Raw genomic sequence first — 21,524 nt, 5'->3', positions numbered from 1 at the left:
CTGGTGACTGCTGGTCTTCTGTCACCTGGTGGTGCTCCTTAAATGTCTCGTCCGGTTCGCTCGGGCGTGGCCGGACTCGATCGGGATCAAAGTCTGTGCTCTGCCTGCTGCTCAGCGGCGACGCGGTGATGGTTTTCAGCCGATGGTGGAGGTTGCGCACCGCGTCTTTTCACAGGCCTCATCCCCATGGGGATTGTGGCCGCAACCTCGTATTTCACAGAGTTATCCACAGGTGTGGAGAACTCTGCGCGGCAAATCTTTCCACAGCCTATCTCATCACCTGTGGATAATTAGATTCGCCGGCGGAAGGCCTCCCACCTGCATGAATGCGTCCCTCGTGGGCGGCGCCCGGAAGGAAACGCGCGTTTATCCACAGGGCTGTTGATGGGTGTCTGTGATTCCTTGTCAGTTCTCTCATTGTTACCCAAGTCGGCATGCTCATGTCCATTGCTTCGGATTGCAGTTTCATGAAAACTCGGTGGCGACCCACCGTGGTACCGGGACCGCGCAGGAGGAAACGGCAAACCCGCCGGTGGACGGGAAGAAAATCTCATCCGTGTCATTTCAGGGGCACCCGTTGGGCCATCATCGTCACGGTCGCGCGTCAATTTGTTCGAGGGTGGGATATTCGCGTAGTCTGTGATGGTCTGTCACACCGCCGGATGCATCCTGTCCAAGGATCCGCGCCGGCGGATGTGTTGTGAGAGCAGTGTCGGCACCGGATTTTCGGGCCGCGGCATTCAGCCGCGCGTCTGTGCGGAGCTGCACGCCACCACAGGCAGGGCCACGAGAGTGTGTCCCGTCCGTAGAGGCATCTCAAACCGTCAAGAAACTTAGCAGCGGCCGACCGGTCCCGTCCGGCCCGCCGCCTCACACAGAGGAGAACACCGTGACCAAGGGCAAGCGGACGTTCCAGCCGAACACCCGTCGTCGTGCACGCGTGCACGGCTTTCGTACCCGGATGCGCACCCGTGCGGGTCGCGCCATCGTCTCGGCCCGTCGTCGCAAGGGCCGCGACAAGCTGACCGCTTAAAGCGGTTGCATCGGTGCTACCGAAGCAGCACAAGTTCACGTCGCCGGCTGAATTCGGCCGGACGATCAAGCGTGGACGCCGTGCCGGCACACGCACCGTCGTGGTCCACCTTCTGGACCACAGCACCGGGCCCGACGCCGGGATCGCCCATCAGGGCGGTCCCCGCGTCGGGCTCATCGTCTCCAAGGCCGTCGGCAATGCGGTGATCCGTCACCGTACATCCCGGCGGCTTCGCCATGTCTGCGCGGGGCTCTTCGAGCTGATGCCCGACACCACCGATCTGGTGGTGCGGGCGCTGGCGTCGGCGGGCGCGGCGTCGACAAGCGATCTGGAACGCGACATCCGGAAGGCGCTGAGACGGCTGGGGGTCACAGATGCGTGAGCTCTCCCCCGTCGCCCGCGGCCTGGCGGCCGCGGTGACCTTCTACCAAAAGTACCTGTCGCCCCTTAAGATGGGGTCGACCTGCCGTTTCGAACCAACGTGCAGCGCCTACGCTCTCGACGCCGTCCGCGGCCACGGGGCGGCCAGAGGCGCTGTCATGGCGATGGCGCGGCTGAGCAAGTGCGGTCCATGGCATCCGGGCGGGTATGACCCTGTGCCGGGCGCGGACCTGACACCAACCGACACCAAGGAGTCCTGACACACAGTGCTCAACTTCATCTACTGGCCGATCTCGGCCGTCCTGTGGTTCTGGCACAAGGTATTCAGCTTTGTGCTCGATCCAGACCTCGGCATCACGTGGGTGCTGTCGATCATCTTCCTGACGTTCACGGTCAAGGCGATCATGTTCAAGCCGACCATGAATCAGCTGCGTTCCGGGCGGAAGATGCAGGACATGCAGCCGAAGATGGCTGAGATCCGCAACAAGTACAAGAACGACCAGACCAAGATGATGGAGGAGACGCGCAAGCTCCAGAAGGAGATGGGCGTCAACCCGGTCCTCGGCTGCCTGCCCATGCTGGTCCAGATCCCCGTCTTCATCGGTCTGTTCCACGTTCTGCGCTCCTTCAACCGCACCGGCGAGGGCGTCGGCCAGCTCGGCCTGTCGATCGAGGAGAACTACAACACTCCGAACTACATCTTCAGCGTCGACGATGTGCAGTCCTTCATGGACGCGACATTCTTCGGGGTTCCGCTGTCCGCATACATCTCCATGCCCTCGGACATGTACGCGGCCTTCCCCAACGTCGAGTTCTCCCGCATCGACACCATCCTGGTGGCCGTCCCGCTGGTCCTCATCATCGCGGTGGCCACGCACTTCAACGCCCGCATGTCCATCGACCGGCAGAAGGAGCGCATCGCCTCCGGCAAGCAGGCGGCCCCCACCGGAGACAATGCCGAGATGATGGCCATGCAGATGGGCATGATGAACAAGATGATGCTGTGGTTCATGCCCGCCACCATCCTGTTCACCGGCTTCCTGTGGCACATCGGCCTGCTGTTCTACATGGTGTCCAACAACATCTGGACCTTCTTCCAGCAGCGCTACCTCTTCCGCAAGATGGACCAGGAAGAGGCGGCCGAGGAGGAGGCCCGCAAGGCACTCAAGCGCACCACCGCCCCGGCACCGGGCGCACGTACCGTTCAGAAGAAGCGCAAGAAGAAGTAACCCCTTCCCTCGCGCAGTGCCCATCCAGCCACCGTGTTCCCGTCCCGGGAACCCGGTGGCTGTATCGTTGTGTGACATGAGCGAGACCCCTGAGCTGGCACCCGCCCCCGCTGCAGCATCCGCCGTCTTCGGCGAGCGTCTGTCCCTGGCCGAGGCCTACCACCGGTCGCTTGCCACCGACGGCTCCACCCGTGGCTTCATCGGCCCGCGGGAGGTTGAGCGCCTCTGGGACCGGCACATCCTCAACTGCGCCGTCATCGGTGAGGTCATGGATCCCGGAGCAGTCATCGCGGACGTCGGCTCCGGTGCGGGGCTGCCGGGCATCCCCCTGGCCATCGCTCGTCCCGATCTGGACATCACGCTCATCGAGCCGCTGCTCAAGCGCTCCGTCTACCTCGGCGAGGTCGTCGACCTGCTCGGGCTGGACAACGTCACCGTCATCCGTGGCCGAGCCGAGGACAAAGCCGTCCGACGGGCACTGGGCAAGGGCGTGGACATCGTCACCTCCCGTGCGGTGGCGCCGCTGGGTAAGCTCGCCGGCTGGTCTCTGCCACTGGTGAAGGTGGGAGGGGCCATGGTGGCGATGAAGGGATCCTCCGTCATCGAGGAGCTCGAGCGTGACGCCGCGGTCATCCGCCGCGCCGGTGGTGGCCGGGCGGAGATCCTCAGCGTGGGCACCACGCACCTCGCTGAGCCGACGACAGTTATCCGCATCCCGCGGGTGCACTAAGGTTGGACAAGCCAGTCAGTACAACATTTGAACGAGGAAGAGGTCAGGTCGCAGCAATGGTTGACCAACTGCCGAAGCCGGAAGTGCCGCGTCTGATCACGGTCGCCAACCAGAAGGGCGGCGTCGGCAAGACCACGAGTTCCGTCAACTTGGCCGCCGGTCTGGCGATGGCGGGGGCCAAGGTCCTCGTCATCGATCTTGACCCGCAGGGTAACGCCTCCACCGCGCTCGGTGCCGAACACCGCGCGGGGACCACCTCCAGCTACGAGCTGCTGATCGGTGAGGCCACGGCGGAGGAGGCGGTCCAGCCCTCCACCGCCAGCGAGAACCTGTTCTGTATCCCCGCCACCATCGATCTGGCCGGCGCGGAAATCGAACTGGTCAGCCTCGTGCGCCGCGAGTACCGCCTCTACGACGCGCTCCGCGGTTCCGGTTTCCTCGCCGACAACGACTTCGATTACGTGCTCATCGACTGCCCCCCGTCGCTGGGTCTGCTGACCATCAACGCTATGACGGCCGTCGACGAAGTGCTCATCCCCATCCAGTGTGAGTACTACGCCCTGGAGGGTGTCGGGCAGCTGCTGAACAACATCTCCATGATCCGCCAGCACCTGAACACCAACCTGCACATCTCGGCCATCCTGCTGACGATGTACGACGCGCGCACCAAGCTCTCCGAACAGGTGGCCACCGAGGTCCGCGCGCACTTCGGCGACGTCGTCCTGGGCTCGATCATCCCCCGCTCGGTGAAGGTCTCCGAGGCCCCCGGCTTCGGCCAGACCGTCCTGAGTTACGATCCCCTCTCCCGCGGCGCCGGCGCCTACCTCGAAGCGGTCACGGAGTTCGCCACCCGAGGAGACTTCCTGCCCGTCGAATCCACCGGTCCCATCGGCGTGAGTCCGGAGACCGCACAGCGGCTTGCCGCAGAATCGGAAAGGTAAGTGTCATGAACCAGGAAACGCGCAAGGGCGGCCTCGGACGCGGCCTGGCCGCACTGATCCCCGCCGGCCCCTCCACCAGCTCCCCCAAGCTCGGAGACGGTGCCGCAGACGTCATCCTGGGTGGTACCAAGGGGGCACGCGCCCGGGGTGCGCGTGGCGAGGAGAACAAGGCCGTCCCGGGAACCCCGGCACCCGGGCTGCCGCGCACGGACAAGACCCCGGTGGGCGTCGAGAAGCAGCCGCCTGAGGTGGGCGCAACGTACCGCGAGATCCCCATCGGGCAGATCGTCCCCAACCCGCAGCAGCCGAGGCAGGTCTTCGACGAGGAGGCGCTCGCCGAGCTCGTCCACTCCATCCGTGAATTCGGGCTCATGCAGCCGATCGTCGTGCGTCCCGCAGGCGAAGGCTACGAACTCATCATGGGTGAGCGCCGCTGGCGTGCCGCCGGACGGGCCGGACTGCAGAACATCCCCGCCATCGTCCGCGACACCGGCGACGGCGTCATGCTCCGCGACGCCCTCCTGGAGAACATCCACCGCGTCCAGCTCAACCCGTTGGAGGAGGCCGCCGCCTACCAGCAGCTCCTCGAGGAATTCGACGTCACCCAGGCTGAACTCGCCGAACGCATCGGCCGATCGCGTCCGGTGATCACCAACACCATCCGTCTGCTCGCGCTGCCGCTCCCCGTGCAGCGCCGTGTCGCCGCCGGAGTGCTGTCCGCAGGTCACGCACGGGCACTGCTGGGACTCAAGCTCGGAACAGAGGCGCAGGAGGAGCTGGCGGACCGCATCATCGCCGAGGGGCTGTCCGTCCGTGCGACCGAGGAAGCCGTCACCCTCCTCAACCGCGGGGATGGCGAACCCGAGCGCAAGCAGCCTGAGCCCACCCCGCAGCCCGAGGTGTTCACCCGCGCAGCCGACCGTCTCGGTGACGCCTGGGAAACCAAGGTCACCGTCACCATGGGCAAACGCAAGGGCCGCATGGTCGTCGAATTCGGCGATCCGGAGGACTTCCAGCGCATCCTCGCGCTCATCGAAGGCCGCGACTAGGACGCCGCGGCCGTGTTCGCAAGAGTCAGTCCCCTGAGACCGGAGACGATCGGTCGTATCCACCCGCAGGCCGGTCGCAGCATCTTCTGGGAACTCGATCCCGAAGCCGCCGCCGTCGTGCAGGCCTCGGGCGACCCGGACTTCGAGAAGGAGGCCTGGCTGACCACCACGCTCCTCGAATACGGCTGCTGTGGCTTCTCCCTCGAACGCAGCAACCGGGAACGCGCCGTCGCCACCGTCCTGTACTGCTCGCGTGACGACGCCCCCGGCGCCTGCCAACTGCCCACCGCCCCCGTCTCCGAGGACGCGGAGGTGTTGACCTCGCTGTTCATTGACCCCGGTTTCGCCGGCATCGGGCTCGAGTCGCTGCTTCTCGACGCCGCCATCATGTCCCTCGTGGAACGCGACGCCCGGGCCGTGGAGGCCTTCGGCTGGCGCACCGATTTCTTCGCCCGCGCCGACGTCGACGAGCTGCTGGAGGGGCCGGTCGGCGCCGTCCTGCGCTCCGCATCCGATATCGGACTGATGTCGGTTCCGGTGCTGGAATCCGCCGGGTTCCAGGTCATCGCCGACCATCCGGTGCTTCCCCGTCTGCGCCTCGAACTACCGCCTCAGCACGCTCTCTTCAGCGTCGCGGCGATGGAGCAGCTGGTTGAGCGGATGGCGATGTCCTGAGGCCTCAGCCCAGTTCCGCCTGCAGGAGCTCCGAGAATTTGTAGGTTCCGGTGGGCTGGTCGTCGCGGTCGAGAAGATACAGACGTTTTACCGCCACCACGACGGCTTCCGCGATGGCGTCCCGGACAGCCGGGTCGGTGAGCCGGGAGACGTCCTCCGGATTGGAGAGGTAACCGGCGACGAGTTCAACGGCCGGTGCCTGGGTGAGACGCAGCAGCTCCCAGGTGCGGGCATGGGTGCCGCAGTTCTGAAAATCGGTCCGGGCGACGATCTCCCGCTGGATGTAACCGGACAGGGTCTCCCCGGTCAGGGAACTGTTACCCGTTTCGGAGCCGAAGTAGAACGTGGCGATGCCGCAGGCCTTCTCGTTGGGGTACTTGTCCGCCTGAAGAGAAACCACGAGGTCGGCGCCGAAAGCGTTGGCGATCTCGGCCCGCGCGGTGACCGAGGGGTCATCCATACGGGGGCGGGACTTTATGGTCTCCATGCCTGCGGCGATCATGCGGCCCTCGATGCGGGAGGCCAGATCCCAGAGGATCTCCTCCTCGGAGATTTCCCCGTACAGACCCCGGACGGAACGGCCCTTGTTGGTGCCGCCGAGAGCGGGGTCGATGACAACACGCTTGCCGGCCAGTTTGGGTCCGGCGTTGCGGACCTTCTCGCGCTCGCGGATGGCCAGGGGGCTGCCGCCCGTGATACGTCGGCCTAGGAGCTTGAGGGCGCGGATCGTGTCCGGGCCGCACACCCCGTCGTCCTGCAGGCCGGAGTTGAGCTGGAAAGCGGCGACGGCCTCGTGGGTGGACTCACCGAAGTGGCCGTCGATGCGGTGGGCGTAGAAGCCGAGCTCCTGGAGCTGGTCCTGGAGCTGGGAGACGTCGTCGCCGATGAGTTCATTGTTGGGCTGGTACGACAGCACGCGGGCACCGAGCTGGTAGGAGGCGTGGCGGAGTTCCCGCAGAGTCATCTCATCGATGTTGCCGGACGGGACGATGCCGCGTGACTGCTGGAAGGCCTTGAGGACGTCGGCGAGGGCGGCTTCGAAAAGCTTGTCCTCTTCACTGTATTTATCGGAGAGGGCGGACTGGTAGCCGGGCATCATCCCCAGCCGCGCCAGTGTTGAACGCGCTTCCGCCACCCTCGGGCTGCGGTCGCCGACACGAAAGCTCTTGGTCACGACGCTCCTTCCAGGGTCAGATATCCAGATCCTATCCGAGCCGTAGAAAGTCGGCCGGTGCTGCCTGTCGGGTCCCAACGGTACCACCTACATCAGTGGTTCCAGCTTCGCCATGATGTGGGAACGCGGGCGAACCCCGACAAATTCATCGACTTTCTCCCCGTCCTTGAAGAACAGGACAGAAGGAATGGACATGATCTGGAACATTGCGCCCAAGGTGCGCTGTTCGTCGACGTTCACCGTGGCGACGGTTACCTGGTCGCCCAATTCGTCCGCGACCTCCTTGATTATGGGGCTGAGCTTCTTGCACGGCCCGCACCATTCGGCCCAGAAATCGACGATGACCGGCTTGTCCGACTCCACGACGACTTCGCGGAAATTCTCCTGGGTGACCTCGATGATGTTGTTCATGTGATTCTCCTTACGGGTTGTCTAGAGAGCGGCGAGGTGGTGTTCGGCATCGGTCGCGGCGCGGCATCCGGAGCCGGCTGCGGTGATGGCCTGCTGGTAGTGGTCGTCGACGAGATCTCCGCAGGCGAAGACGCCCGGGACGGAGGTGGCGGTGGAAGGCTCGTCGACCTTGACGTAGCCGCCGTCCTTCAGTTCGACCTGGCCGTTGAGGAACTCGGAGCGCGGGTCGTGTCCGATGGCGACGAACATGGCGGCGACGGGCAGCTCGGACAGCTCGTCGGTGACGGTGTCGCGGATCATGATGCCCGCGACCTTGTTCTGCTTGTCGCCGGTGCCCTCGATGACGTGGTCGACGACCTTATTCAGGGCGAACTCGATCTTCTCGTTGGAACGGGCCCGCTCGAGCATGATGGCGGAGGCGCTGAAACCCTCGCGGCGGTGAATGAGGGTGACCTTGTCGGCGAACTTGGTCAGGAAGATGGCCTCCTCCATGGCGGAGTCGCCGCCACCGACGACAGCGATCTCGGCACCCTTGAAGAAGAAGCCGTCACAGGTCGCACAGGTGGAGACTCCGCGGCCCATGAGCTTGTCCTCACCCGGGACACCGAGCAGGCGAGCGGCTGCGCCGGTGGCCAGGATGACGGTGCGGGCGGAGTAGACGTCATCACCGACGTGGATCTTCTTCACGTCGCCCTCGAGCTCAACGGAGTCGACCATTTCCATGCGCAGGTCGGCGCCGAAACGCTCGGCCTGGGCGCGCATCTCCATCATCAGCTCCGGCCCCATGATGCCGTCCTTGAAGCCCGGGAAGTTCTCCACGTCGGTGGTGTTCATCAGGGCACCGCCGTACTCGTAACCCTCGAAGATGAGGGGCTTGAGTTCCGCGCGAGCGGCGTAGACGGCGGCGGTGTAGCCGGCCGGGCCGGAACCGATGATGACGACGTCGTGGATGGTGTCCTGGGCGGTCATGAATTCTCCTGCGTTGTTCGGGTGGGATTCCACCCAGTCTAGTTCCCCTCTCAGGGGGCTCACCTGAGGGTCAACGCCCGACCACCGGCGAATATTCCTCCAGCAGATGCTCACGCAGCGCCTCCCGCGCCCGGGAGCGGCGGGACTTGATGGTTCCGGGCTGCACGCCCTCCTGCTCAGCGACGTGGTTGATGCTGTAACCCTCGACGTCGATGAGCCACAGCGCGGTCCGCTGATCGGGGCGCAGGCGCGCGAGGGACTCCTCGAGCTGCAGCATCTTGTCCCGCTCCCCTATCGGGTCGATGGCCAGGTGCGGATTGATGTCGTGGGGCAGGGAGTCATCGTCGAGGGTGGGCACCTCGAACTGCCGGCGGTGATTGCGGAAGTCCCAGCCCGAGTTCATCACCAAACGGTGCAGCCAGGTGCTCAGCGATGACTCATGGCGCCATGTGTGGAGGTTGCAGCTGGCCTTGAACAGCGCCTCCTGGAGGATGTCCTGTGCGTCATCCTCGTTGTGCCCGTACTTCCGGGCCACCCACAGAAGACGGGCCCTGTGCCGTTCAACGATCTCGGTGAAGGCGCGGAGATCCCCGCCGATGAAATTCTCGACAAGCAGACCGTCGGTGTGTGCCAATTTTCCCCCCAGAAAATTTCGCTGACACACACATTGGACCCGATCCCCTCTGGAGCCGCCCGGTGGCTGGACGCCATGCACACCGTGATGGGCAGAGGTTGGTGCTGCTGCCGCACCAGGACCGCATCCGGACGTGCGACAGCCGCCCGGTGGGGTGCTCACTCCCCACCGGACGGATCTGTCACAGCTGCGTTACCGGGAAGACCGGCATCAGCCGACCGAGACGAGTTCCTCCTTGGTGGTGGGCAGCGGAACGTTGTCGCGACGCTTGATGGTTGCCACAGAGATGATGCCGATGATGGACACCAGGATCACCCAGCCGGCCGGAGCGATCGAGCTGCCGGTGGTCTGGACCAGGTAGGTGGCCACCAGCGGAGCGGTACCACCGGCGACGATGGTGCCGATGTTGTAGCCGAGGGCGATGCCGGTGAACCGGACCTTCACCGGGAAAAGCTCGGCGGCCAGGGCCCAGGTGGGCACCTGTGAGGCGCCGCTGAAGATCATGAAGGCGCAGTAGAAGACCGCCACTACCAGGAAGCTGGAGGTCGTCGACATCACGTAGAAGGTGGGGATGGCCAGTAGCGCGAAGCCGATGTATCCACCAAGAAGCACCGCTCGGCGTCCGAAACGGTCCGAGAGTGAACCGATGAAAGGGTAGAACAGCGTCGCCGCTGCGATGGACACTGCCGCAACCCAGGAGACACCGGTGGCGTTGAAGCCTTCCATCTGCAGGTAGATGACGAAGTAGGTCAAACCGATGTAGACGGTGCCGTTCAGGGCGATGGACAGTCCCACCAGACGGAGGATCTGCCCCGGGTGGGCCTTGATCACCGCGATGATCGGGCTCTTCTCCACTTCCATGGACTTCTCCCCGAGCTTCTTGAAGTCCGAGGATTCCTCGATGTGCATGCGGCCCCAGAGTGCGATCGCGGCGAGCACCACCGAGAGCAGGAAGGGGATGCGCCATCCGAAGGCCACCATCTGCTCATCGGTCAGTGCCAGCTGCGTGAGTCCCACCGTGGCGGAGGCAACTGCGAAGCCGAGGGTGGCACCGATTGCGGTCGCTGAACCGTACTTGCCACGCTTGCCGGGAGGGGCGGTTTCAGCGATGTAGGTGGCGGAGCCACCGATCTCACCGCCGGCCGCGAAACCCTGAGCCAGACGCAGAAGAATGATGGCCATCGTGGCGAAGACGCCGATCTGGGCGAACGTCGGAAGCATGCCCATCAGCAGACATGCCATGGACATCAGACCGACGGAGCCGAGCAGCGCGACCTTGCGGCCGTACTTGTCACCCACGTGTCCGAAGAACCAGCCGCCGATGGGGCGCATCAGAAAGGACGAAGCGAAGACGCCGAGGGTGGCGATGGTGCTCACGGTCGGGTTGGCGGAGGGGAAGAACAGTGGACCAATGATCAGCGCGAGGAAGGCGTACACGCTGAGTTCGTAGTACTCGATCAGGGTGCCCACGCCACCGGCGAAGGTGGCTTTCCGGGCGAGAGTTTTGTTGTAGTGCGTACTGTCACCTGCTGATAGGGTGGGGTTTGCACCGTACTTCTGAGGGGCCAGGACCGCCGTTGCCGCGGCGTTGTCATGGCGAACCTCTCGGGAATTCTCGTGCATTGCGATTCCTTTCGCTTAAGGGACGTCCCTCGGGGCGGCACCTTGATAGTTGGGAAGAACTGTGCGGTTCTCGGGACCCTTGTTGCGCATCTGGGACTGGAATTCTTCATTTGCGTGAGCAAGGGCACCGATGGACCGTGAGAGAACGAACAGGCCACGCCCGAGCATCGGGCTGAAACCCAGTTCTGAGTAGATGACAGCGGTGGCGCCGTCGATGTTCATGGGGATGGGACGTGTGCGACCCGCACTGATTTGTTTCTCGATTTCCAGGGTCACCTCAAGAGCCTTACCTTCGATCTCCCCGGCATCCCGCGCCTGTTCGACCAGCCTCAGGAGCGGGTCACGGCGGGGATCCCTGGGGTGAAATCGATGTCCGAAGCCTGGAATGTGTTTCTTCCGGGCACGGAACTCCCGGAGTTTCTCGGACACCACCACCTCTACCGGGCGACCGTCAGCGATGATCTCCGACACCAGCTCCATGAGTTGCTGGCCAGCGCCGCCGTGCACGTCACCGAGCACGTTGATCGCTGAAGCCATCGCGTTGTTGATGTCCACTCCGCAGGTCATGGCCATCCGGGCGATCGCGATCGAAGGGGCCTGCGGGCCGTGATCCACAGCTGCGATCATCGCGCGCTCCAGCAGCTTCGCCTGGAGAGGGGTAGGTATCTCTCCCCGCGTCATCAGCCAGATCATGGAGCCCACGCTCACCCCCTCGGAGGCGATCAGTTGTTCGACCGAGTAGCCGTGGTACCGGATCACTCCCGGTGAGATATCCGAGATTTCGGTGTGCCACCAATCAGATTTCTGCATCAGACGACTTCCTTTCGCTGCAGCTCCGAAATTTCCTTCTCGGTGAACCCGAGCTGTGTCATTACCTGTGTGGTGTGTTCTCCAAGCCTCGGCGGGCGCACCTTCGGGATCACCGCTGTGCCGTTGATGTGCACCGGCGAACCCAGGAGACTGACTGTCCCCGCGGCCCCGATTGCGTTGTCCGGCACCTCGGCCACATCTCCGAGGTCCAGGGTGGCCACCAGTTTCCGGAAGGCGATCTGCTCCGAAGCCAGCGCCTCGGCAATATTCATGACCGGGGCCGCCGGCACGCCGGCCTCGGGAAGAACCGCCGACCAGTGCCGCTTCGACTGCTTGCTCAGCTCCGCATCCAGCTCCACCTTGAGTTCAGTGCGGTTGCTCTTGCGAGCTTCGCGCCCCGCGAAGCGGGGATCCTCGATCAGGTCTGTCCGGTCGATTGCCCGGCACAGTGCCTCGAACTGTTCCTGCTTGTTTGCCGCAATATTCAGGCCACCATCCGAAGTTTCGAAAGTGCCGGACGGGGCAGCGGTGCGGTTCTCGTTACCCATCGGCACCGGGAGTCGGCCACCGACCAGATAGTCGGAGGCCACCCAACCCATGGCGACAAGCGTTGCGTCGAGCATGGAGACGTCAAGGTGGACACCTTCTCCCGTGCGGGCGCGGTTGACCAGTGCGGAGGAAATTGCAAAGGCGGCGGCGAAACCGCCGATCGTGTCACTGATGGGTGCCCCGACCCGCAGGGGGGAGGTTTCATCATCACCGGTGACAGCCATCAGCCCTGACATTCCCTGGATGATCTGGTCATAGGCCGGGTGCTTCCGCAGCGGTCCCTCCTGCCCGAAGCCGGACACTGAGCAGTAGATGACACCGGGGTTAAGACGCTTCAGCTCCTCCCAGCCGAAGCCGAGCCGTTCCATCACACCGGGCCGGAAGTTCTCAAGGACAACGTCGTAGGACTCCACCAGTCTGGCGAAGACCTCCTTGCCCTCCTCTGACTTCAGATTCAGCGTCATCGAACGCTTCTCGCTGTTCTGAGCCAGGAAGGAGATGCCCATCAGCTGATCGCTCAGGCTGGTGGAGGCCCCGAGCTTCCTGGCGAGGTCTCCGAAGGGCAGCGCCTCGATCTTGAGGACATCCGCCCCCATCAGTGCAAGCTGGTAGCCGGCGAATGGGCCGGAGAGAACGTTGGTGAGGTCAAGAACCTTGATGCCATCCAATAGTTTCATTATTAAAGAAGTCCTCCTACTGGACCGATGCCGTTGGTGCTGAGTACATTGCTGGCCGCGATCATCCGACCGAGAGCCTTGTCGCGGACGCCGCTGCCGAAGCGGCTGATGGGTCCGGAAATTGACAGGGCCGCAATCACCCGACCCTCCTGGTTGCGAACTGGTACAGCGATGGAGGCTGCATCCGCCTCGCGTTCGCCTTGGGATTCGCTGTAACCGAGTTCTGCGGCCTGCGCGGCTCTTGTCCGCAGCTGGTCCACATCAAAGCTCTCCTCCTCTCCCAGCAGGGCGGCGTTCTTCAGGGAGTCGATCAGAGCGAGATTTCCGGAGAGCAGTGCAATTGCTGAGGCTCCTCGGGTCAGCGGAAGGGGTTCGCCGAGCCGGGCCACGTTGCGGATTGCGTGGGTGCCGTCGACTGAGGCGATGGCGGTGCGTGAGCGGCCCTGGAGAACGTAGAGGGTGGCGGTTTCTCCGAGGTCCCGGACCAGCGACTCCAGAACGTTCAAGGTCTGCTCATCCACATGCCACATTTCCTGGGCCAGCCGAGTCCATCGTAGGAACGCCGGACCGATTGAGTAGTAACCCTTGCTGTTGATGGCGAGCAATCCCCGGTTCACCAGGTCGGTGGCCAGGCGAAGAACAGTGGACTTCGGCAGCCCGGAGGCTTCAATCAGTTCCTTGAGGTCGCGGGTGGGGTTGAGGTGGTCGAACTGATCGATGAGGTCTGCGACTCGACTTACGGTGCGCATCGGAGCTTGGGTCATGGCTCCTCCTTCTGTGTCTGTACGCGGATTCCTGGTTCTTAACTGGAGGGACTTGGGAAAATGCCAGTGTTCTCCAGTTTCTGCCCCAGTCTATCCTGTTCCATCCTATGGTCCTTAAGGTCCACTCAGCGGATCAGTGTTGTGTGGATCACTATAGGGGCAACATTGTGAGTTGGCTAGGCTTTCGGGAAACTTTTCTGCCGAAGGGAACCTTTTCTCGCACCGGCCTGCCCGTGTTGCGGACAAGGGGCCCCACTGCGCCGGCAAGTCCAAAATTTCTACTGAGTGGACCTTGCGGTCCACTCAGTGGTCGGATAGTGTCGTTCGCATCACACCTCATGAAAGTTGTGACTGGCTCGAATGTCCCAGGCACATCCGACGACAACTCCGGGGGCGCACTGCGCAGGCAGCAGCCCAAGGCCGGGAAGGAAAGAGATGACGATCGCACAGAAAACCCAGAGAGCTGAGATTCTGGATCCGCCGTTGGCTGATTCGAACTCTGCGGTGAGCACCCTCCGGGTGCCGGTCCAGGCCCCACTTCACCTGTCCCCGGACTGGTTCCACACCCTCGAGGGTCCGGTGTTCGGTATTGACCGCACCAGACCCCTGGATCATGACCTCACCTCCCATGGCGTCTCAGATCCGATCGGGACCCGAATCAAGGTCTTCGGCAGGGTCACGGACAGCAACGGTCACCCGGTCCGTAACGCCCTGGTGGAGGTCTGGCAGGCCAATTCCGCCGGCGGTTACCGTGACTCCCAGGACCATTCCGGTTTCGCACTGGATCCCAACTTCTGGGGATCCGGCCGCTGCCTCACCGATGACCTGGGCAACTACCACTTCATCACCATCCAGCCCGGCGCCTACCCGGCGCAGTTCAAGGACGGCAACCGTGTGTGGCGGGCCGCTCACATCCACCTCAGCGTCTGGGGCCGTGAGATCGGCCACCGCCTGGTTACGCAGCTCTACTTCGAGGGCGACCCGTTGATCGCCTATGACCGGATGATCAATGCGATCCCCGACCGCCGTGGCCAGGACAGGTTGATCGCCAAGCTCGACATGGACGAATCCGTCTCCGAGACCCTGGGCCCGCCCCGACACTTCTCCACTCTGGACGGTTCCGGCGTAATGGTGCCTCCCCCGGTACGTACGGATCCCAACGCCCTGCTCCCCCGCAATCCCTCTCTGCTGGCCTACCGATTCGACATCGTTCTCCGTGGATCCAGCGCCACCCCCTTTGAGCCGAGGAGCGAAGCATGATCATCACTCCAGCCCAGACCTGCGGTCCGCTCTTCGGCTTCGCAATGACCCCCAGCGAAGTCGTCTCCTCCGCCCGGGAGGATGAGCCCGACGCGGTCGTCATCGAGGGAAAGATCTTCGATGGTAATGGTCAGGACCTCGGTTACGGGGCGTTCGTCGAACTCTGGTCTGCCGAGCAGTCCGCCAGGGTCCGCACCCTGGACGGAAAATTCCGGACCGTGATGCGTCGTCCCCGCCAGATGGAGGTCGGCGGTGCAGAGAAGCTGGCCCCGCACTTCGACATCCGCATTGTCATGCGTGGTCTGGCGATGCCTCTGGTGACCAAGATGTACTTCCCAGATCAGCTGGCCGCCAATGACCGGGATCCTCTCCTTAATCTGCTCCCCGAGGAAGAGCGAAACCGGATCATCGCCCAGCCGGGTGGCGACGAAAAGCACTTCCACTTCGATATCCACCTGCAGGGGCCGCGGGAAACCTTCTTCTTCACCGCCGACTTCTGACACTCCCCCAACAGACAAGAGGAAAGAAAATGACTGCCAAGCTCCTAGTCGAACAGCTCGACAAGGTGACCGTTCTCACCCTGAACCGTCCCGAGAAACTCAACGCAATGGACAGTGAAACCTATGAGCTGATGATCGCTGCCCTCCAGGATGCCGCCACCAGTGAAGAGACGGAGGTGATCGTCGTCCGTGGCAACGGTCGGGCATTCTGCACAGGCGCCGACGTCGGCGAGTTCGAGGAGCTGACCCCGGACCAGACCGAGCGGGTCGAATACCGGGCCGGATTGACCTATAACCTGCACAAGACCATCTCTGAACTGCACAAGCCGATCATCGCTGCCGTGCAGGGCTACGCGGTGGGTGGCGGCTGCGGTCTGGCCGCCGCCTGCGACATCACCATCGCCGGTCCGGACGTCAGGATGGGCTATCCGGAGATCAAGCACGGCCTCGTCGCAGCTGTGGTCATGGCGAACCTCAGCAAGCAGATCGGCCGCAAGGCGGGCCTGGAACTGGTCCTGACCGGAAAGCTTCTCGACGCCGAGGAGGCCGCCCGAATCGGCCTGATCACCCGGGTAGCTGACGGAGAGGACCCCTTCGTGGACGCCCTTGAACTCGCGGAGAGGATCACCCAGCGATCGGCCAAGGCCATCCAGGCCACCAAGAGCCTCTACATGGAGGTCGCAGATCAGCCGCTGGCAGAGGGGCTGCTCGCGGGCCGTCGCGCCAATGAGCGGATGCGTTCCTACCGCTCCGAGGCCCTCGGTTCCTACCGCTCCTCCGTCAAAGGCCTGGAGGTGTCGGCATGACCATCGCAACCAAGCTTGAAGCCACCACCTCCACCGAAATCCGGGTCACCGACCTGGACTTTCAGAAGCATGTGGGCAATACCGCGTTCTACGAGATCTTCGCGGACGCCCGATTCAAATACCTCTCTGATGTGATCCGCCCGATCGTCGGAGAGGACGCCCTGATCGCCCTCGTCCGTGTCGAAGTCGACTTCACCCGGCAGGTCCACTTCCCCGCCATCCTCGACACCGTCACCCGAGTGGCCAGGGTGGGCCGCTCCTCCATCGGTCTGAGCCAGGAGATGTTCAACGGAGAGCACCTCTCGGCGAAGTCCAGCGCCGTGCTGGTTCTCACCGACCGTGAAACCGGGAAGTCCATCCCCTGGCCCGACGACGTTGCCCGGACCCTCAACCAGGACTAGCCCCTGTCGGCCCGGGACCACCCGGCCCCGGGCAGGCAGTTCCCCTTCATCACCGCCACCAAAGGAAGCGACCATGAACTTCAACAACCAGCCCAACGCCCAACTGAACTCGCTCGGTCAGCTCGCCGGCGTCACCGTCATTGAGATGGGACAGAACCTCGCGGCACCTTACGCCTCCAGCATCCTCGCGGATCTCGGTGCCGAGGTCATCAAGGTCGAGAAGCCCGGTGGCGACGATGCCCGTACCTGGGGGCCGCCCTTCATCAACGACCTGGGCGTCAGCTTCCACCTGGTCAACCGCAACAAGAAGTCGGTCGAACTGGCACTGGATCAGCCGGAGGACTACGAGGCTTTCCTGCAGCTGATCCGCTCTGCGGACGTGTTCATCCACAATCTGCGCCCGGGTGTCGAGTACAAGCTGCGTGTCGACTCCGAAACCCTGCGCGAGGTCAACCCCGCCCTGATCTATTCCGGGATGTCCGCCTTCGGGCACGTAGGTCCGATGAAGTACCGCCCCGGCTACGAGCCTCTGCTCCAGGCCTTCTGTGGCATGGTCGCCATCAATGGCGACCCCTCTGGGCCACCATCCAGGGTCGGACCCTCGGTGGTGGATCTGGGAACGGGCATGTGGTCGGTGATCGGCGTGCTCACCGCCCTCTTCACCCGTCAGCTGACCGGTCAGGGTGCCACAGTCAACACGTCCCTGTTGGAAACGGCTGTGAACTGGTCCGCGCGGCACTCCGCCGACTTCGGGGCCTCCGGTGAGACCCCGCCGCGGGTGGGTACAGGCCACAACTCCTTGACCCCCTACGGCGCCTACAACGCCAGCGACGGACCCATCGTCATCACCGCCGGAAACGACCGGCTCTTCACCAAACTGGCCCATGCCATCGGCCGTTCGGAATGGCTGGAGGATCCGCGTTTCGCCACCAACAACGACCGCACGACCAACCGTGACGTTCTGAACCCTTTGCTCTCCGAGGTCATCGCCACAAGGAACATGCAGGAGTGGGACGACATCCTCCAGGCCGCGGGCGTTCCCTGCGCCCCGATCCACTCCATCGCCGATGTTGCGGAGAACCCGCAGGTCAGGGCAATGGGGATGTTCCTCGACAGTGAGCGGTCCGACATGCGGATGGTCCGCCTGCCGCTGTCCATCGATGGCGAGGTCTGCCGGACCAGCGAAGAGGCACCCGCTCTCGGTGCCCACCAGTACATCGCCGAAGCCGCCCTGGTCACCGCTCTCCACTCCGAAGGAGTTCTCTCATGACCACCACCCTCAACGCCACCACCGGTCCAGTCACCCGGATCGCCAAGTCAGACGCCTCCTCCATCACGATCGCCGGCCATGATCTCTGCCAGGACCTGATGGGCAAGCGATCCTTCACGGAAATGATCTATTTCTTCGCCACCGGCCGCTTCCCGGACATCGCCGAGCAGACTGTGCTGGACGGCTGTCTGGTCTCCCTGATGGAGCATGGCTGGACCCTGACCTCGATCATCACCCGGCTCACTGCGGCGTCGGTACCCGACGAATCCCAGGCGGCCCTGGCCGCCGGTCTTCTCTCCGTCGGTCCGAAGTACGCCGGCACCATGGAGGGCTGCGCCGCACTACTTCTCGACGCTGCGGCCAGCGATCAGCCGGTCGAGGAGTGGGCCGCCGCCACCGCCGCCGACCACCTCGACAATGGGAAGCCGCTGCCCGGTTTCGGCCACCGTGTGCACAAGCCGGTGGATCCGCGGGCGCAGCGCCTGCTGGAGATCGCCAGGGAGCAGAACATCGACGGTCCGCACCTACGACGCCTCCTCGCCCTGGAAGCGGCCGTCGAAAAGCATCGTGGCAGGCCGCTGCCGGTCAACGCGACCGGCCTCATCGGTGCCCTTTTCCTGGAGATCGACATCCCGTTGAGCGCCAGCCGCGCCCTGGCGACTGTCTCCCGCGCCGGTGGTCTGGTCTCCCATCTTGTCGAGGAGGAGCGGGACCCCATGGCCCAGACCATCTGGAAGCTGGTCCGCGAGAACATCCCCTATTCCGGGGAGGAACTGTGACGAAGACCGGTATCCTGGCACCCGAGCAGCTGGATGAGTTCAGCCCGGAAGAGGTGCTCACCTCCTACCCCCGGCATACCCTGACCGTGAACGCCCTCGTTGCCAGCCGTGCCGCAATGGCCCCCGGCCGCACCATGATCGTTGACCAGCAGCGGCAGTGGACCTGGGGGGAGTGCCTCGACGAGGCTGCCCTGCTCGCCGGCCACCTCCGGGAATCCGGGGTGCGGCGCGGCCACCGGGTGGCACTGATCGCCCCGAACAGCGGATGGCACGTGCTGGTCCTGCTGGCCTCTGCCCGCCTAGGTGCGATATTTGTGCCCATGAATCCCGACCTCACCGCGCCGGAACTGTCCTACATGATTGAGCTGGCTGATCCGACGGTCGTGCTGCACTCCGTGGATCGCGCCGAACTCGCCGCGGCCGCCAGCCCCGGGTCAGGCATCCTCCACCCCCTCGGAGAAGAACTGCTGGCGGCGACCCCGGTCACCGAAGACAGGAGTCTTCCCGACGACAGCTGCATCATCATCTTCACCTCGGGAACCACCGGATACCCCAAGGCGGTGCTGCACACCCAGAGGACGCTGCTGCTCGCCGGCGAAGGTTTCGTCGCCCGTGTCCGGCTCCAACCCACCGACCGCTGCCTGGTCATGCTCCCCCTCTTCCACATCAACGCCGTCTTCTACTCCCTGACCGGGGCGTTGAGCGCCGGCGCCACGCTGGTCATCGAGCCGAAATTCTCTGCTTCGCGGTTCTGGTCGCTCGTCGAGGAGCAGCAGATCACCCAGACCAACATGATCGAAGCCATCGGCGCAATCCTGCTCAAGCGCCCGGCCGAGGAATTCCACCCCGATCACACTCTGCGCAAGGTCTACGGCATCCGTGAATCCCTCTCCCACGCCTTCCGCGCACGTTTTGATGTGCCACATCTGGTGGGTGGCTACGGCATGACCGAGATCCCTGCTGTCCTGGCCACCGCCTACCATTCCGCACCGCCCACAGGCAGCATGGGCCGCCTGCAGTCCCACCCCGGTTCCGCGCAACCGCTGGCCGAATGCCGGATCGTCGAGGACGGGGAGGACGTTGCCGTCGGAGAGGTCGGTGAGCTGTGGGTCAGGACCCCCACCGTGATGCTCGGGTACTACCACGACGTCGAGCAGACGGACGCTGCTTTCGTCGGGCAATGGTTCCGAACCGGGGACCTGGTCCGCCGGGATGAGGACGACTGGTTCCACTTCGTCGCCCGCCGGAAGGACATCATTCGCCGGCGTGGGGAGAACATCTCCGGCGCGGAACTCGACCGGGAGTTCTCCGCACACCCGGATGTCATCCTGGCCGCCGCCATCGGTATCCCCTCCGACATGGGAGATGAGGAGGTGCTGCTGGTCGTGACTCCCGACCCGAACGCGAACCTCCGTGCGATCGACATCAGAGACCACGCCGCCGACACCCTCAGCCCCGTCAAAGCACCCCGCTACCTTGTCTTCCGTGATCAGCTGCCGCTCACCTCCACCGGGAAGGTGGCCAAGCACCTCCTCAAGCAGGACCAGACACTCATCGCGGACAGCATCGATCTCACCACCCTGAATTAGCAGATCCACACCGGTTGAAAGGACAAAAGCATGAGCACCGCCATCTTCTCGCCCACCGCCCACCTCCAGGAGTTCATTCAGGGAGATTTCTCCGGCTCGGAGATCGTCTGTCGCGCCCGTCAGCTTGTTCCGGTCCTCAAGGAACGCGCTGCAGAACAGTCGAAGCACACCAGACTGCTGCCCGAAACTGTCGAGGACCTCAAGGAGGCGGGACTCTTCCAGATGCTCCAGCCCAGCCGCCACGGTGGGCTGGAGACCACCCCGATCGAGTCCTTCGAGGCCACCACCATCCTCGCCGAGGGGGATGCCTCCGTCGGCTGGGTTCATGGTGTCACCAGTATCCACCACTTCCACCTGGGGCTTTTCGACGACCGCGCGCAGAAGGAGGTCTGGGGCAGGGACACCCGCACTCTTGTCAGCTCGCCCTACATGCCGCAGGTGGCGCGCCGGGTGGAGGGCGGTTATCTGATCTCCGGCACCTGGAAATTCGCCTCCGGCACAGATTACTGTGACTGGGCCCTGCTGGGCGCAAATATCGAGGGCGAGCCAACCCCGGCACCGGGCCCCGCCGGTAGTCATGTCTTCCTTATCCCGCGCATGGACTACGAGGTCATCGACAACTGGGACGTCTCCGGACTGCGCGCCACAGGCAGCAACGACATCATCCTGGAGGATGTGTTCGTCCCCGAGTACCGCACCCTGACCTGGAACGATGTATACCAGGGCGCCGCGCCGGGACTGGCTGTCAATGACGGGCTCCTCTACCGCCTGCCCTTCTTCCAGGTCTTCTCCCGCGCCACCCAGGCACCCACGGCGCTCGGCGCGCTGCAGGGCTTCACCGATGATCTGGTTGAGTTCATGGTCCGCCGCCGTAAGAACCCGAAGGATCCGGCCGCCACCCTGGCGATTGCCGAGGCGCGTTCCTTCATCACCGAGGCCAAGACCACCCTGTACTCCAACTACGCGGCATTGATCGCCGAGGCGGAGGGCGGACCTCGTATCTCCGCTGAGCGTCTGAATGAGTTCCGTTTCCAGTCAGCGATCATCCCTGCCCGTGCTGCCCGCTACGGCACCGAGCTGTACCGGATCGCCGGCGCTGCAGGCGTCTACAACACCGAGTCCTTCGGCCGCTACATGACGGACCTGCTGGCCTGCCAGACCCACGCCACCAACAATTTTCAGGCACGTGCCATTGACTGGGTCGGACCTCAACTGGGTCTGACTGAAGTTCCGCCGCCGATGGGCATCGTCCCCGCCACCCTGAATTGAG

The 21,524-nt window shown here is 64.0% G+C and carries 24 protein-coding genes; 16 read left to right on the top strand and 8 right to left on the bottom strand.

Annotated features, from left to right (window positions below):
* Window positions 1-889 precede the first annotated feature (889 nt).
* From rpmH to CETAM_RS13255, 8 genes are all read left to right on the top strand, one after another.
* Window positions 890-1,033: a 50S ribosomal protein L34 gene (gene rpmH / locus CETAM_RS13290; RefSeq protein ID WP_156229288.1), complete on the top strand. Its 144-nt coding sequence runs from the start codon at window positions 890-892 to the stop codon at window positions 1,031-1,033.
* 13 nt (window positions 1,034-1,046) lie between these two features.
* Window positions 1,047-1,415, top strand: coding sequence for a ribonuclease P protein component (gene rnpA, locus CETAM_RS13285; protein ID WP_156229287.1), 369 nt, complete (start codon window positions 1,047-1,049; stop codon window positions 1,413-1,415).
* Window positions 1,408-1,674, top strand: coding sequence for a membrane protein insertion efficiency factor YidD (yidD, locus tag CETAM_RS13280; RefSeq protein WP_156229286.1), 267 nt, complete (start codon window positions 1,408-1,410; stop codon window positions 1,672-1,674). The genes rnpA and yidD overlap by 8 nt, the downstream gene beginning before the upstream one ends.
* Window positions 1,675-1,680: 6 nt before the next feature.
* Window positions 1,681-2,643, top strand: coding sequence for a membrane protein insertase YidC (yidC, locus tag CETAM_RS13275; protein ID WP_156229285.1), 963 nt, complete (start codon window positions 1,681-1,683; stop codon window positions 2,641-2,643).
* 76 nt (window positions 2,644-2,719) lie between these two features.
* Window positions 2,720-3,373: a 16S rRNA (guanine(527)-N(7))-methyltransferase RsmG gene (gene rsmG, locus CETAM_RS13270; protein ID WP_156229284.1), complete on the top strand. Its 654-nt coding sequence runs from the start codon at window positions 2,720-2,722 to the stop codon at window positions 3,371-3,373.
* Window positions 3,374-3,429: 56 nt separating this feature from the next.
* Complete coding sequence (locus tag CETAM_RS13265; RefSeq protein WP_156229283.1) at window positions 3,430-4,314, top strand: ParA family protein; 885 nt, start codon at window positions 3,430-3,432, stop codon at window positions 4,312-4,314.
* Between the two features lie 5 nt (window positions 4,315-4,319).
* Entirely contained in the window at window positions 4,320-5,363 is a 1,044-nt protein-coding gene (locus tag CETAM_RS13260) for a ParB/RepB/Spo0J family partition protein (RefSeq protein WP_156229282.1), read from the top strand.
* A gap of 12 nt (window positions 5,364-5,375) precedes the next feature.
* The gene (locus CETAM_RS13255; RefSeq protein ID WP_156229281.1) at window positions 5,376-6,038 is read left to right on the top strand and encodes a hypothetical protein; all 663 of its coding nucleotides are present in this window, start codon (window positions 5,376-5,378) and stop codon (window positions 6,036-6,038) included.
* Between the two features lie 4 nt (window positions 6,039-6,042).
* On the opposite strand, the gene CETAM_RS13250 is transcribed toward CETAM_RS13255, so the two are convergent.
* The 8 genes from CETAM_RS13250 to CETAM_RS13215 form a co-directional block, all read right to left on the bottom strand.
* A complete protein-coding gene (locus tag CETAM_RS13250; protein WP_156229280.1) occupies window positions 6,043-7,212 on the bottom strand; it encodes an N-acetylmuramoyl-L-alanine amidase in 1,170 nt (389 codons plus the stop codon).
* 87 nt (window positions 7,213-7,299) lie between these two features.
* A complete protein-coding gene (gene trxA, locus CETAM_RS13245; RefSeq protein ID WP_156229279.1) occupies window positions 7,300-7,623 on the bottom strand; it encodes a thioredoxin in 324 nt (107 codons plus the stop codon).
* A gap of 21 nt (window positions 7,624-7,644) precedes the next feature.
* Entirely contained in the window at window positions 7,645-8,592 is a 948-nt protein-coding gene (gene trxB / locus CETAM_RS13240; RefSeq protein WP_156229278.1) for a thioredoxin-disulfide reductase, read from the bottom strand.
* A 70-nt stretch (window positions 8,593-8,662) separates the two neighbouring features.
* A complete protein-coding gene (locus tag CETAM_RS13235; RefSeq protein WP_156229277.1) occupies window positions 8,663-9,226 on the bottom strand; it encodes an RNA polymerase sigma factor in 564 nt (187 codons plus the stop codon).
* A gap of 210 nt (window positions 9,227-9,436) precedes the next feature.
* Window positions 9,437-10,849, bottom strand: a complete 1,413-nt coding sequence (locus tag CETAM_RS13230) for an MFS transporter (protein ID WP_156229276.1) — start codon at window positions 10,847-10,849, stop codon at window positions 9,437-9,439.
* 15 nt (window positions 10,850-10,864) lie between these two features.
* Window positions 10,865-11,659, bottom strand: a complete 795-nt coding sequence (locus tag CETAM_RS13225) for a citryl-CoA lyase (protein ID WP_156229275.1) — start codon at window positions 11,657-11,659, stop codon at window positions 10,865-10,867.
* Entirely contained in the window at window positions 11,659-12,885 is a 1,227-nt protein-coding gene (locus tag CETAM_RS13220) for a CaiB/BaiF CoA transferase family protein (protein WP_156229274.1), read from the bottom strand. Before CETAM_RS13220 ends, CETAM_RS13225 begins: the two co-directional genes overlap by 1 nt.
* A gap of 2 nt (window positions 12,886-12,887) precedes the next feature.
* Window positions 12,888-13,649, bottom strand: a complete 762-nt coding sequence (locus CETAM_RS13215) for an IclR family transcriptional regulator (protein ID WP_156229273.1) — start codon at window positions 13,647-13,649, stop codon at window positions 12,888-12,890.
* Between the two features lie 435 nt (window positions 13,650-14,084).
* On the opposite strand from CETAM_RS13215, the gene CETAM_RS13210 reads away from it, so the two are divergent.
* The 8 genes from CETAM_RS13210 to CETAM_RS13175 all read left to right on the top strand — a co-directional run bounded on the left by CETAM_RS13210 (window position 14,085) and on the right by CETAM_RS13175 (window position 21,523).
* Window positions 14,085-14,909, top strand: a complete 825-nt coding sequence (locus tag CETAM_RS13210; protein WP_197085758.1) for a dioxygenase family protein — start codon at window positions 14,085-14,087, stop codon at window positions 14,907-14,909.
* Window positions 14,906-15,409 carry a peptidase associated/transthyretin-like domain-containing protein gene (locus tag CETAM_RS13205; RefSeq protein WP_156229271.1) on the top strand — a complete coding sequence of 168 codons (504 nt, stop codon included), beginning with the start codon at window positions 14,906-14,908 and terminating at the stop codon, window positions 15,407-15,409. The genes CETAM_RS13210 and CETAM_RS13205 overlap by 4 nt, the downstream gene beginning before the upstream one ends.
* A gap of 29 nt (window positions 15,410-15,438) precedes the next feature.
* A complete protein-coding gene (locus CETAM_RS13200; RefSeq protein ID WP_197085757.1) occupies window positions 15,439-16,215 on the top strand; it encodes an enoyl-CoA hydratase/isomerase family protein in 777 nt (258 codons plus the stop codon).
* Complete coding sequence (locus tag CETAM_RS13195; protein WP_156229270.1) at window positions 16,212-16,616, top strand: acyl-CoA thioesterase; 405 nt, start codon at window positions 16,212-16,214, stop codon at window positions 16,614-16,616. Before CETAM_RS13200 ends, CETAM_RS13195 begins: the two co-directional genes overlap by 4 nt.
* A gap of 73 nt (window positions 16,617-16,689) precedes the next feature.
* Entirely contained in the window at window positions 16,690-17,886 is a 1,197-nt protein-coding gene (locus CETAM_RS13190) for a CaiB/BaiF CoA transferase family protein (RefSeq protein ID WP_156229269.1), read from the top strand.
* Entirely contained in the window at window positions 17,883-18,665 is a 783-nt protein-coding gene (locus CETAM_RS13185) for a citryl-CoA lyase (RefSeq protein ID WP_156229268.1), read from the top strand. Before CETAM_RS13190 ends, CETAM_RS13185 begins: the two co-directional genes overlap by 4 nt.
* Window positions 18,662-20,254, top strand: a complete 1,593-nt coding sequence (locus CETAM_RS13180; protein ID WP_156229267.1) for a class I adenylate-forming enzyme family protein — start codon at window positions 18,662-18,664, stop codon at window positions 20,252-20,254. Before CETAM_RS13185 ends, CETAM_RS13180 begins: the two co-directional genes overlap by 4 nt.
* A gap of 30 nt (window positions 20,255-20,284) precedes the next feature.
* A complete protein-coding gene (locus CETAM_RS13175) occupies window positions 20,285-21,523 on the top strand; it encodes an acyl-CoA dehydrogenase family protein (protein ID WP_156229266.1) in 1,239 nt (412 codons plus the stop codon).
* Window position 21,524 lies beyond the last annotated feature (1 nt).

This window comes from Corynebacterium comes (genome assembly GCF_009734405.1).
In the GTDB taxonomy this organism is placed as follows: Bacteria; Actinomycetota; Actinomycetes; order Mycobacteriales; family Mycobacteriaceae; genus Corynebacterium; species Corynebacterium comes.
This window is presented reverse-complemented; position numbering and strand designations above follow the sequence as displayed.